This is a genomic window from Parapedobacter pyrenivorans, assembly GCF_014636865.1.
In the GTDB taxonomy this organism is placed as follows: Bacteria; Bacteroidota; Bacteroidia; order Sphingobacteriales; family Sphingobacteriaceae; genus Parapedobacter; species Parapedobacter pyrenivorans.
The window spans coordinates 38,914-52,880 of the sequence record NZ_BMER01000001.1 but is presented as its reverse complement, the minus strand read 5'-3'; the positions used below and the strand labels follow the sequence as shown (position 1 = coordinate 52,880).

The following is a 13,967-nucleotide window of genomic DNA, read 5'->3' as shown; positions in this document are numbered from 1 at the left end:
TGGCGAGGTGAGATTATGTCGGGTTTTGATTGGAGAAGAGAAATTTCGGGGAAAGGGGTTTGGGGAAATAATCATTAAGACACTCGCTAACTACGCTTTTACAGCGATGAATGCTTCGATGGTTAGCCTCAACGTTTTTGATTGGAATGTTGGTGCTATCCGGTGCTATGAAAAGGCCGGGTTTCGTAAAGTACGAAATGAGCAAAGTGAAACGGTTTACAACGATCTGATATGGACAGCTATCAAAATGAAATGCTATCCTACCAGTTTGCCGTTCTCCAAATCGTAGTTGTTTTCAGGAAAGATTGGAATTCGCCAATTATGATTCATGGTAATGCGCTTACTCACTTCTCAGACTCTTAACCGGCTTTGCCATCGCTGCTTTTATTGCTTGGAAGCTTATCGTTACCAGTGCAATAAGGATGGTAGTAAGTCCGCCTATAGCAAATGGCCACCAGTTGATGGTGATGCGATAAGCATAATCTTGCAACCATCGGTGCATGTAAATCCATGCTAGCGGCGACGCAATCGCAAAGGCAATGGCAATGAGTATGATAAATTCTTTTGAAAACAAATAAACGATATTGCCTGTGCTAGCACCCAATACTTTACGAATACCCACTTCTTTTATACGTTGCACAGCCATAAAGGAGGCTAAACCATACAAGCCAAGACAGCCAAGGAATATGGCGATGGCTGCAAAAATCTTATACAAAGCTGCCAACTGATTTTCCTGGTTGTAAAAGCTCTCAATTTTATCATCAAGAAACTTGTATTCATAAACATAATCCGGAAATGTTTGCTCCCATATTTTTTTAATCGCTGGCATGGTGGAAGAAATGTTTGTCGTTGCTAGCTTTATTCCGGCTTGCCGGTACATGGTGCTGTTTGTGGTAATAAGCAACGGTGCGAGGTCGTGGTGAAAAGACCTGTCGTTAAAATCCTTCAACACACCAACAACAGGACATGTTATGAGGTCACCAAACATGCTTATTTCCTTGCCCAATATATCTTCCGGCTTTTCTAATCCCAAATTTTTTACAAGCGATTCATTCACCAAGAATTCTCTGGTCATACCGGAGGCTTGCAAATTCCTTCCGGCTACCAATTGTAGTTTATAGGCCTCCACATAACCATTGTCGGCGAATTTGGCAATAGCTTGGAAATCTGCTTCTTTTATTGCATGGTCAAATTTGAGCTCAGTCCATAGATCATTATCATTTTCAATAGGTGTATTGGAGCTGAAGCTTACTGCCTTCACACCGTTTACCGACAATAGTTGTTGCCTTAAATAATCCGTTAGATCGGTGCCGGTATTATCCGGACGGAAAGGAACGTTTACTAGGGCGTCTTTGTCGAACCCTAAGGGTCGGCTCATCAAATAATTCATTTGCTTTACAATGACCAATGTGCCGATGATCAATGCTTGTGCAATGATAAATTGAAACACGACCAATGCTCTTCTTAATGAAATCCCCTTTGTCGTATTTGCTGTAGGTTTATGCTGGAAGGCGTGAATAGGATTGAAGCGTGATAAAACCAGCGCAGGATAAAGGCCGGCGAGTGCGGTTACCACGAGCGTTGCCGTCAAAAGGAATAAGATAAGGGCAGGATTGCCCAGTATATTGAATGAAAGTGAAAGTGCTAAATGTTGATTGATAGCGGGCAGGGCAAGCATGGTAATAGCTGCAGCAAGCACAACAGCACAGGCAACAATCAAGAATGTTTCAACAAGGAATTGGATCTGCAATTGAGGTTTATTACTCCCCAAAACTTTTCTTACACCGACTTCCTTTGTACGGTTAATCGCCTGTGCTGTGGAGAGGTTGATAAAGTTCACGCAGGCAATTAGCAGCATGAATGCTGCAATTAACCACAATACGCCGATCAGCTCACGGCTGACGGTTTTATTGCTGTAATTACCTGTTTTCGTGTCGTAATGAACCTCACTTAGTGCCTGTAGTACATAACGATCCTTCAGGTCAGGCGATTGCACCTTTCGTGCGTAAGCATCCAGTTGCTGATTAAAGTCTTCAACATCGATATTCGGGGGCAATAAAACATAGCAACCAAATTCAGGTGCTGTTGCATTCCAATCAGGGATTTGTAGTCCGTATTTCTTATCTCCTGTAAAATCCGTTCCGAAGGCAATTACGATTTTCAACTGAAAGTCTGTATTTGCCGGTACATTGGCAAGAATGCCTGAAACTTTCAACGCAATTGGCGGAGATTGAAACAACCCTGCACCGATGCGATAGGATCCCGTTAGTTTTAGGGTTTTACCTATAGCGGCCTTCCAATCGCCGAAATACTTTTCTGCAATTTCTTTTGTAACCAATACATTGTTCGGATCGCTCAAGGAGGCATGAGAGCCTGCGAGCAACGGAAAGTCGACGATGTCGAAGAACGAAGGCGATGTATAAAATACGCCGCTCTGCTCTTTGAAGTTCTTTACCGGGGTACCATTGGCATCTAATACCTGCAATTGATCGTTATGGCTTGCATAAATCGGTGCTACCTGTTCTATTTGCGGAAAAGCTGTTTCCAATCCAGTAGGCAGCGGAAACGGAATACCCTTTCCATAAGAAATGGCTGTAGCATCTGACGGATGATATTCGGTTAGCACACGATAGATGCGATCTTTTTTCGTATGAAAATCATCGAAGCTCGTATGAAATTGTATAATGATAAAGATCATCATACAAATGGCAATACCGACCGCCAATCCGGTGATATTCATAGCGGCATAGCCTTTATTGCGTAGTAGGTTGCGCCGGGCTATTTTAAAATAGTTTTTAAACATAAAATTGCGGTTTGATTTCTCCGGATACCACTTCGGGGTGGTTTCAGGATTCGAAATTACAGCCGCAAACCGGTTCTGGCGTTCCAAGTTATAAGATGGGCTCTCTTTTTTAAGGTCGTTTTTATATGCTAGGGGGCTTTTTCCGGTCATTTGCTTAAACGCGCGGTTAAAGGTGGTTTTAGAATTAAATCCCGATTCATATGCAATGCCCAGCAGGGTTAGGTGATCATAGGTGGGGTCCTGCATTTTCTGAACTACATCAGCGATGCGATATTCATTGATGAAATCGTTGAAGCTTTTTTTGAGCACGGTATTGACAATCCGGGATAACTCATGTGGCGTCAACGCAAGCTTTTCGGCCAGCGAGCTCAGACTAAGTTCGGGATCTTTGTAATAGCTATTGGTTTTGGTAACTTTTTTCAGCCAAATGCCTTTGTGCTTCAATTCCATCGGTGGCAAAGGTTTTAAGAACGAAGGGGCATCCACAGGTACGCCAATTTCCTGCCTTAATAAGGCCAAAGCCGCCATCCGGATACTCATTACCGCTAAAAGAAGATATAGTGGATAATAAGCATGGATGCTTAATTGGTAGTCGTAATAAAAATAGTCGACAGCGGTGAAGGGGATCCACAAAAGCCATAATAAGGCGAACCCTGTAATTAAATCGTGCAGCCACCGCAATTCATACCGGTGCCGGTCGCCCCCATTAAATTTCAGTCCCCTGTAAAAGCTTTCCACCAGCCTATGACATGCATATAGGTATGCACTGACCGATACGAATGCGAGCAATTGCAATATAGGGTTCAGCTGATGAAAAGTGAGCGTATCATAAGTGGCCACCCCTGTTTGGCTGCTCTCCTTTATCTCCAATGCCAAGACCGCCTGTTCGAGCAATAATGGGCAGAAATGCAGGAGATCCCTCATGTGAAATGGGTTTTTAGGACGGGTTATTTTTCGAACGTAAAAAAAGATCAGCGGGCCCAACGCGAGCGAAAATTGCAGCGGTAGCCAGCTCCACTGAGATAAATGGGCTTCCAGACCGATGTTTCTGCCCAATAGCCAAAGCAGCCAAAGTATCACCGTAGTCAACGCTAGGCTCAAAAGGCGGTTTGCAGCTTGGTTGATTCTTTTGGCAAATCCCAACTGCAACGCAAAAGAAAATCCAATAAATATCACGCCCAAAAAGGCCAAGTCGTAGGGGGTGATATAGAAGCTATATGTTTTCAAGTGGTTTCTTACTTCAATCGTTGTTCCAAATTATTAAGTCCTTGATATATATTAAATTATTGTTTTATTCATACCAATCATTGTAACGAAACCGAACATTAAGTGTTCGGTTTTGAAGGGTAGTGTTCGGAACGGATTCTTGTTATCTTTCCGGTAGCAGATTTCTTTTTTTACTATCTTTATCGCTATAACCAATATAACCAATGGAAGGTCAACTATCGAAAAGACTTGCTGATATTGTTAATGCATTGCCATTGGCAAATGGAATAAGGGTTCACCGATCTCCAAAGGCCATTCAACAGGCCATATCGAGTTCACAGGCCGAATTAGAAACCGGAAATCTCTCCTATCGGCAAGTTGCCATAGCAGAATTTGATTTAGGGTCCAATGAACAACGCTTTGATATAGCAATTGCTGTAAGGGTTGGGGCCCTGGATGGGCGGCATCCGGAAATCGAAAAGCTATCCTTGCTGAAAATTGCCAGGGCACTGACGAATACTGGGAAGCTATTTATTGACGGCGGAAATCCATTAAAGGAGCGGCCATTGGATGAATTTAGGGGATTGCTATCTTTTCTCTGTATTAGCTCTTTTCTCTATATTAGCTTCGTAAACTAAATGACTAAGGTTTTTCATCATAATGAACGAGTAGCGATGCCCTACCAAGTATGGGATATCCATTAGAAGTATAAAAGCAAACAGCTTATCGATAGCTGAAATTTAACCCTAAGTTAATAGTATCCCATTACCTTTGGGATGAAAAATAGGATGCAATCATGGATGGTCAGTTGTTGGAAAGGTTAAGAACCGGCGATATCGAAGCATTCACCGAATTGTATAACCGATATTGGGAAGCCTTATATCAATCTTTGCTGAAACGCATCGCCAATGCGGATGATGCCAAGGATTTAATCCAAGAACTTTTCATTACGATCTGGATAAGAAAAGACCAGCTCCCACATACGATCAATTGGGAGAATTACCTGTATGCAGCGCTTAGATATCGGGTTATAAATTACATTCAAGCTGATGAGGTTCGCATACGATATGCCAATGAACGGCTGAAGCAAGTTGAACTCCTGCAGTCGCAAAGGGCTGACAGTACGATAGCTGCGGGTGAACTCGAAAACCTGATTGATCAGGCGATAGACCATATGCCGAGAAGGATTCAGGAGGTTTTCAGACTCAGTTATACAGAGGGGTATTCGCCCCAGGAAATCGCCAAACAGTTATCTTTGTCGCTGCAGACCGTCAAAAATTACCTGACTGATGCGAAGGCGATCGTTAGGCGATTTCTGCATGACTATCCCGCAGTAATATCCCTAAGTCTTTTCAGTCTCGCCGATTTCCACCACTTTATTTAATTAAAGTTTAACAAAAATTATAAGTACAAATCTGCACCATACCTGATATACCAATAAAGGGGCATCTAAATTGGATATCAGGAAGCAACGGGAAATTTTTAGGAGATACCTACGGGGCACGGCTTCACCAGATGAAAAGGTCTGGGTAGAAGCTTGGTATGCGGCATTTGATGTTCCAGAGCGACAGGATGTTGTTCCTGAGCCCGTCGACGACGTGAAGGAATACATTGCACAGGAGATCACTCGCTCGTTAAACGCGCGTCGTCGAACCTACCGCTTATGGCGGTGGGGAGCGGCGGCATGTTTGATCGCTGGCATTGGGATAAGCACGTACCTTTTCGTTTTTCAGCAATCAGTCCGCATGGTCTATACCGTTGTGTCCACAGGGGTGAATGAGCGACGGATGCTTTACTTAGCGGATAGTACACAGTTATGGCTTAATGCGGGCACCGAGATACGCTATCTGCCTCAAAGCTACGGAAAGAAAAAGCGAGAAATCTGGTTACAAAAAGGCGAGGTGTTTTTGGAAGTGACGCCAAATAAGCGTGTGCCTTTATTGGTGTATTGGGATGATCTGGAAGTAAAAGTGTTGGGCACTGCGTTCAACGTGCATGTGCAGCAACAGGTTTTGGAGGTGGGTGTACGCAAGGGTAAAGTGGCGGTCCATCGCGGGGGCCAACCGTTGGGCGTGTTGACCAAAGGTACACAACTCCAGTACGACCGTGCAAAAGCGGTCGCCTATAAGTACCACCATCCCACGGATCGGATAGCCATTTGGCAGATGGATAAGCTTGCATTGGAGAATGCAAGCTTCACTGAACTGAGAAAAGCCCTTATTGATTTTTATGGGATAGTTATCGAAGCGGGAAGCCCACTGGTCTCGGAACTTCGGTTTACGATGGAATTGGAACGCGCAGCCACATCGAAGCAGACACTAGAAGTGGTATGCGCCATTCATGAACTTAAATTAAGAAAGGAGGTAGATGGAACGGCAACCTTATATAAATAAATGACCCATCATCAAAACAGGAGCCATTATCATTGACGGTGACAACGGCTCCCAAAAAATGAAATAGTACTTATTAACTGACAAAAATATATGAAATTTATTCGATATCAGCCATTGTTAGGCAAATATTACATTTTTGCGATTTTGTGGGGGCTTTTGGCCGGATCGGCACTTGCGTCGGGGCAAACCGACGTGTTGGATCAACGAGTTACCATTACCTTACAAAAGGGGAATCTAGCCACGGCGTTAAATGCGTTGAAGATAGACTATCAAGTCAAGTTCGCTTATGATCCGCAAAAATTCCAGCTTGAAGTGAATCAAATAACGGAGAAAGTATTTATGGACGCGCCGCTTTCCACCGTACTTAGCAATTTATTGTACCCGGTGGGTATCGGTTACAAGGAAGTGAATGGTACCATTATTCTCACGGAAAGGCCTAGGGTACAGACACGTGTTTCAGGAATGGTGCGCGATTCGTTGGGTAATCCATTGCAAGGGGTTTCAGTTTCGGAAAAAGAGAACGTAAGCGGCGCAGCCACAGCGGCAGATGGCCGATATCAATTGGTTACACATGCAGATGCCATTCTTGTGTTTTCCATGCTGGGTTACGTAACCCAGGAGGAGCCCGTAAACGGCAGGACAACCATTGATGTGCTGCTGAAAGCGGACGCCTCTGCCTTAGAGGAAGTGGTGGTAACCGCAATCGGTATCAGACAACAAAAACGGAAAATAGGCTATGCCACACAAGAGGTGAATCCCGAAGTGTTGTCACAATCCAAAACAACCAATTTAGGGAGTGCCTTGTCAGGACAGGTAGCTGGGCTTACCGTTGCCAATCCTACGGGATTATTTCAGACGCCCTCGCTGACATTACGCGGCAATAAGCCATTGATTGTACTGGATGGCGTACCTGTTGAAACCGATTTCTATGATATTTCCAGCGAAGATATCGAAAACATTAACGTGTTGAAGGGAACTACCGCATCGGCACTGTACGGTTCGCGGGGCAAAAACGGAGCAATTCTTATCACCAGTAAGCGAGCCAAAGAAGAAATCCTGGAGGTAAACGTGGGTACGAATAACCTATTTACAGCTGGGTTTACGGTATACCCTGAAACGCAGACGCAATACGGAAACGGTTCGAACGGCCAATACGAATTCTGGGATGGGGCCGATGGAGGAATTTCTGACGGGGATATGATATGGGGCCCAAAATTCGGTACAGGGGTAAAAGTGCCCCAGTGGAACAGCCCCATACGCGACAAGCAGACTGATGAAGTGATTCCTTGGTGGGGTGATGTGTCCGGTACCATTTATGACGACAAATCCCGTTATGAGCGGGTTCCCACTGATTGGGTCCGCTATGACAACCTGGGCGATTTCTTAAGTACAGGCATCGTGACTAACAATTCACTATCCATGGCCTATAAGGGCAAGCGAGCCAGTTTTTATGCATCCGGGAACTACGCATACCAAAAAGGCCAAGTACCCAATACGTCGCTCAACACCGGCGGCGCCAAACTTAATGCATCGTTTTTCCTTGCAGACAACCTCCAGTTGGATGCATCGCTGTCATACAATAAAGTGTATTCCCCGAATTATCCGAGGTACGGATACGGCCCCAAAAACCACATGTACACCATCCTCATCTGGATGGGTGACGATGTGAACGGAAAAGACCTGCGTGAACACCGCTATGTGCCGGGACAGGAAGGGTACCGCCAGGCAAACTACAATTACGCTTGGTACAACAATCCCTATTTTGCCGCTTTGGAGTTGCAGCAGAAACAAGATCGAAATGTGATGCACGGGCAAACCCAGCTCAACTGGAAAATATTGCCCAACCTGAATTTGCAGGGGCGTGCTTCGATGCGCGAAAATAGGACCTTTGAGGATATGCAAAGCCCAAAGTCTTACATGAACTACGGAGACTCACGAAACGGCGATTACAAGTTGTGGAATAAGGCGCAACTCAATATCGATGCAGACGTGCTGGCTACCTACAACCAATCCCTGGCATCGCAGCTTGATCTCACACTCAATGTCGGGGCGTCCTCTTTCCATCGCACCTATCGCGAAGACTACGAGTCGAGCGATGGCCTTATCGTGCCTTTCGTGTATAGCCTTAACAATACCCAGGGACCGGTACAGGCAACCAATTACTTTCAAGAGAAAGCCATCCGAAGTGTTTATGGAAGCGCCAATCTGGACATCTTCAATGCATTGTATCTCAATTTTTCTGCACGAAACGACTGGTCATCTACTTTGCCCCAAGGCGGCAATTCCTATTTCTATCCTGCTGTGTCGATGAGTACGGTGGTCTCCGATTACTTAAAGTTACCCAAAGCGTTTGACTTCTTACGGCTTTATGCGTCCTGGGCACAGGTGTCCAGCGATCTGGATCCTTACAGCATTTATTCCTCATATAACAAAAGTGTCACCTATGGTTCAATACCTTCTGTTACTTATCCAGCAGGCATTGTAAACCCGGCCATCCAGCCCGACAAGTCTACTTCATATGAAGCGGGGGTGTCCACCGCTTTTGCCAACAACCGGTTTTCAGTTGATTTTACGTACTACCACATTAAGGATGAAAACCAGATCATTGACCTCAATATCTCGGAAGCCTCTGGTTTCTCTTCGCGGAAGGTGAATGGCAATGTCTACCTTACCAATGGTTACGAAGTGATGGCAGCCGCAAAACCTATTGTCGGAAAGGATTTCTCGTGGGATATGAGTATCAATTGGAATCACTATGCCAAGAGAATCGATGAAATCTATGGTAATCAGGCAAAGTTCGGCGAACTGCGTGTAGGCGACCGGGCAGATAGCTACTACGCCACGGTTTGGCAAAAAAGCAGCGACGGCAAACTGATCTTGGATCCCAATAGTGGACTTCCCATAAGAGATCCGTACCCTACCTACATCGGCAACCTAGAGCCGGATTGGCGTTTGGGATTTCAAAATAGATTCAACGTAAAAGGGTTCATGGTCAACCTCGATATCGATGGTGCTTGGGGTGGGGTTATGCGTTCAATGACTATTGAAAAGATGTGGTGGGGGGGCAAGCATCCCAAGTCGGTGGAATATCGTGATGCCGAATATGCGGCAGGTCACCCGGTATACGTCCCTACCGGGGTGGTTGTCACCGGCGGTGAACTCCAACGAGATGTAGATGGAAACATCCTTTCCGATACACGCACCTATACGTCCAATGTAACGGCTGTCAACTGGCAGACATGGAGCCAAATTTACCCCTACCAAGCACAGGTAACTGAAGCGGAAAGCAAGCAGTTTGCCAATACTTATGATCGTTCTTATTTTAAACTGCGCCGGTTGTCGATAGGTTACGATGTGGCTAAACTGATGAAAATAGGTCATGCAAAAAATGCGGTCGTTACCTTGTATGGGTATAACCTGCTGATGTGGAAGAAAATACCATACATAGATCCGGATTACGGCAATGACAACGATCTGCAGGACCCCTCGGCACGTTACCTAGGGTTTTCTATCAATTTGAAGTTTTAAATAGTTTTTCATCACCCGCTATACGTATAGAACATGAATAGATTATATAGTATATTGTTGGCTGCAACTATCCTGGCATCCTGCAAACCCCTGGATGAAATGAATGTCGATCCCAACCGTCCTACGGAAACCCACCCCCGGTTACAGCTTACCAAAATACAGTGGGATGCTTTCCGTGCTTATCAAGGTACGGGACCCTTGTATGCGCTGAAAATGCTTGTGCAGACAGATGGCGAAAACGCCAATCAATACTACAAGTGGAATCGAAGCGGATTCGAGGCCTATGCCTCGCTGCGCGATATCACGAAAATGGCTGAAGAAGCGGCACGTATAGGAAACACGTCGTATGAAGCGTTGGCTAAGTTTTTCAGGAGTTATTATTTTTACAATTTAACACTGACGTTTGGAGATATTCCTTATTCCCAAGCGTTAAAAGGTGAAGCGGAGGAAGGGATTTATACGCCGACCTACGACGCTCAGAAATCCGTGTTTCAAGGTATTATATCCGAATTGGCCGAGGCGGATGCCCTGCTGGCACAGTCCAATACCATCATCGATGGAGACATCATCTATGGCGGCAATGCCGAGAAGTGGCGCAAACTGGTTAACGCCTTCCGCCTGAAAGTTTTGATGACACTTTCGGACCACGAATCCGATGCAGCATTGAATGTAAAGAGCACATTTGCACAGATTGTGGCCGAGGGTCCGCTGCTTGAGGCAACCGGGGGAAATTTGCTAGCCGATGATGCACAGTTGGTATTCCTCAATCAAGAAGGTAATCGCTACCCCGAGTTCAATTCCAGTGGATACGGTTCAGGTATGTACATCGACTCAACGTTTATTCGGCGGCTTCAGGATCGGGAGGATCCCCGTCTTTTTGTCTATTGTACGCAAACACGGGTAGGCAAGGAAGCCGGTAAGGCCCTCAATGATTTTACCGCTTACGAAGGCGGTGACCCCGCCGCTCCCTATGCGCAGGTAAACCTCAAAGCTGCTGCGGGACGTACGTCGAAGGTGCTCGAACGTTATCACCAGGATCCCACAAACGAACCGCTTGTATTGATGGGGTATGCCGAACAGCAATTCATTTTGGCCGAAGCCGTAGTAAGGGGATGGATCAGTGGCGATGCCAATGCTTATTATGAGTCAGGGATCCGGGCATCGTTTAAGTTCTATGAAACGTATGCTAAAGGAGTGGGGACATATGTGGATGAAACAGCGGCTACCGCGTACCTAAGTCATCCGCTGGTCGATTTCGCGTCGACTCAAAGTCAGGCCGATCGATTGGAACGGATCATCACGCAAAAGTATCTACGTTCGTTCCTGCAAGGCGGTTGGTCGGCATTCTATGATCACCTGCGCACGGGGTATCCCGCGTTCAGGAGGCCCAATGGAGTTGAGGTGCCTTTTCGTTGGATGTATCCCCAATCGGAATACAATTACAATGGCGAACAGGTATCAATAGCCATTGAGAGCCAGTTTGGGGCAGGTAATGACGGCATCAATGAAAAACCTTGGTGGTTGAAATAGAGAAGGAGATATAGTAACTTGCACACGATACGTTATAACCATGGAATCAAGGAGAACCTTTCTTAAAAAAGCGTCGCTGCTGGCGGGGGCCACAGCTACGTTTCAATTATTGCCCGAATCCATTCAGCGTGCGCTGGCCATCGATGCACCCAAGGGTAGCACTTATCTCGATGCAGAGCATGTTGTCTTCCTAATGCAGGAGAACCGCTCGTTTGACCATTGCTACGGTACCCTTCGCGGGGTCCGTGGCTTTAACGACCCGCGGGCTATCCGTTTGCCCAACGGACTGCCGGTATGGGCGCAGACCGATGCACAGGGAAGAAGCTATTCGCCGTTTCACCTAGATATTGAAAACACGAAGGCCACCTGGATGGGGTCGCTGCCGCATGGCTGGAGAGATATGGTGCATGCGCGCAACGACGGAAAACTCGACACCTGGCTGGAAGCGAAGCGTGCAGGCAATCCCGAATACCGAGATATGCCGCTTACCATGGGCTATTACGACCGCCGAGATGTACCTTTCTATTATGCATTTGCCGATGCGTTTACCGTTTGCGACCAGCATTTCTGCTCGTCGCTCACTGGTACCAGTGCCAATCGTTCTTATTTCTGGGCCGGCGCCATCCGCGAAGAGCCCCATAATCCCGATTCCATTGCTCATGTAGACAATGGACAGATCAACTACAAAGATGTAGGTTGGACAACCTATCCCGAGCGTTTGCAGGAAGCCGGGATTGCTTGGAAAGTATATCAAAATGAATTGAGCTTACCCGTAGGGCTGGATGACAATGAAGAAGACTGGCTCGCTAACTTCACAGACAATAACTTGGAGTTTTACAAGCAATATCGTGTACGGTTTCATGCCGCCCATCGCGCATTTATGGGGCGTCGTTTGATCGAACTGGAAGCCACACTGGCCAGCGGCGAAGTAGAGGAACGTGAAAAACTTCAGGAACAGTTAACCAGGCTGCGACTTGATATTGAGCAATATAGCAAAGACAATTTTGATAAACTCACCTCCTTTGAGCAGGAAATCCACCGTCGCGCGTTCGTTACGAATACCGGCGACCCAGATTACCATCGCTTAGAATCGATAACGTATACGGATACCGAGGGGGAGAAAACGGTTGAGGTACCCAAGGGCGATATCTTTCATCAATTCCGTGAAGATGTCAATGAGGGCAAGTTGCCCACCGTCTCTTGGCTGGTAGCACCTTGCCGCTTTTCAGACCATCCCGGGTCGCCGTGGTATGGCGCCTGGTACTTATCGGAAGCACTTGATATACTTACCAAGAATCCCGAGGTATGGAAGAAGACGATTTTTATCCTTACGTACGACGAAAATGACGGGTATTTTGATCACATACCACCTTTTGTACCCCCACTTACTAGCCGAGGCGAAACTGGGGCCGTTGCGGTCGGTATCGATACCGCCGAAGAATATGTAACGGCCCAGCAGGAGAAACTACGGACAGGCAATTCTGACGCTACACTAGATAGTCCTATTGGTTTGGGATTTCGAGTGCCTTTGGTGGTGGCCTCGCCCTGGACAAAAGGCGGGTGGGTCAATTCGGAGGTGTTTGATCATACTTCCACCCTGCAGTTTCTTGAACATTTTATTGAAAGGAAAACGGGCAATCAAGTATATGAGTCCAATATCAGCGCTTGGCGACGTCTAACCTGTGGCAACCTGACTTCGGTTTTTCGCCCCGCCCAAGGAGGGGAGAGCGACGACATGCTGCATCCGGTAGACCGCAATGCGTATGTTGAACGTATTTATTCGGCTAAAACGAAGGGGCTTCCAGGCAATTACAAGTTATTGAAGTCGGATGAGCTTGCCTTGCTCAAACAAGGTAGACATGATTCCAAACTGCTGCCCCAGCAAGAGCAAGGCACAAAGCCGGCTTGCGGTATCCCGTATGATGCTACAGTCAATGCAGGTATCGATCGAGCATCCGGCGAGCTGGTAGTGCGTTTCGCATTAGCAGGCAATCTGCCGAAAACCAAGACTATTGGTATACCTTTCATCGCTGTAACAAGGCTCCCCTATCGGGGTGATGCTTTGCCCGGGCGAAATTGGAATTTTACCGTCCGAGAGGGTGAGCCGCTAGCATACCGGTGGCCGCTGGCACATTTTGAGGGCGAAGCCTATCATCTGGAAATCTGCGGGCCGAATGGATTTTACCGGGAGTTCAAGGGAAATGCGACACTAGCAGAATGTCTGGTGGAGATGACGTTAACGCCAGGTCGGCAAGAGATCATATTTGAGGCTGTCCTTCGCCCGGGAGAGGTGTTTGAAGTACAGGATCTATCCTACGGGCGGGCTACAAAGATGGTATCTTCAGATGGCAAGGTGCGGCTGGATATCCCGCTGGATGATTCAAACGGTTGGTACGATTTTCAAGTCAGCGCCAGGGAGTACCCCGGGCTAATACACCGATATGCAGGCCACGTGGAGACCGGCCTTCCGAGTATCACGGATCCTTTAATGGGGGGAATGGTGTGAC

Annotated in this window: 8 protein-coding genes; 7 read left to right on the top strand and 1 reads right to left on the bottom strand. The window is 46.6% G+C overall.

Going from position 1 to position 13,967, the window contains the following annotated elements; translation table 11 throughout:
* Positions 1-7 precede the first annotated feature (7 nt).
* Positions 8-289, top strand: a complete 282-nt coding sequence (locus IEV98_RS24670; RefSeq protein WP_188503937.1) for a GNAT family N-acetyltransferase — start codon at positions 8-10, stop codon at positions 287-289.
* A 51-nt stretch (positions 290-340) separates the two neighbouring features.
* On the opposite strand, the gene IEV98_RS00190 is transcribed toward IEV98_RS24670, so the two are convergent.
* The gene (locus IEV98_RS00190; RefSeq protein WP_188503936.1) at positions 341-4,030 is read right to left on the bottom strand and encodes an ABC transporter permease; all 3,690 of its coding nucleotides are present in this window, start codon (positions 4,028-4,030) and stop codon (positions 341-343) included.
* 203 nt (positions 4,031-4,233) lie between these two features.
* Here IEV98_RS00190 and IEV98_RS00185 point away from each other — a divergent pair, with 203 nt between their 5' ends.
* The 6 genes from IEV98_RS00185 (at position 4,234) to IEV98_RS00160 (ending at position 13,966) form a co-directional block, all read left to right on the top strand.
* On the top strand, positions 4,234-4,647 hold the full coding sequence (locus IEV98_RS00185) for a class I SAM-dependent methyltransferase (RefSeq protein WP_188503935.1): 414 nt from the start codon (positions 4,234-4,236) through the stop codon (positions 4,645-4,647).
* A gap of 158 nt (positions 4,648-4,805) precedes the next feature.
* Positions 4,806-5,393, top strand: a complete 588-nt coding sequence (locus IEV98_RS00180) for an RNA polymerase sigma factor (RefSeq protein WP_188503934.1) — start codon at positions 4,806-4,808, stop codon at positions 5,391-5,393.
* A 70-nt stretch (positions 5,394-5,463) separates the two neighbouring features.
* On the top strand, positions 5,464-6,402 hold the full coding sequence (locus tag IEV98_RS00175; RefSeq protein ID WP_188503933.1) for a FecR family protein: 939 nt from the start codon (positions 5,464-5,466) through the stop codon (positions 6,400-6,402).
* Between the two features lie 90 nt (positions 6,403-6,492).
* Complete coding sequence (locus IEV98_RS00170) at positions 6,493-9,930, top strand: SusC/RagA family TonB-linked outer membrane protein (RefSeq protein WP_229738478.1); 3,438 nt, start codon at positions 6,493-6,495, stop codon at positions 9,928-9,930.
* A 33-nt stretch (positions 9,931-9,963) separates the two neighbouring features.
* Complete coding sequence (locus IEV98_RS00165; protein WP_188503932.1) at positions 9,964-11,460, top strand: SusD/RagB family nutrient-binding outer membrane lipoprotein; 1,497 nt, start codon at positions 9,964-9,966, stop codon at positions 11,458-11,460.
* Between the two features lie 40 nt (positions 11,461-11,500).
* Entirely contained in the window at positions 11,501-13,966 is a 2,466-nt protein-coding gene (locus IEV98_RS00160; protein WP_188503931.1) for a phosphocholine-specific phospholipase C, read from the top strand.
* The last annotated feature ends 1 nt before the right edge of the window (position 13,967 follow it).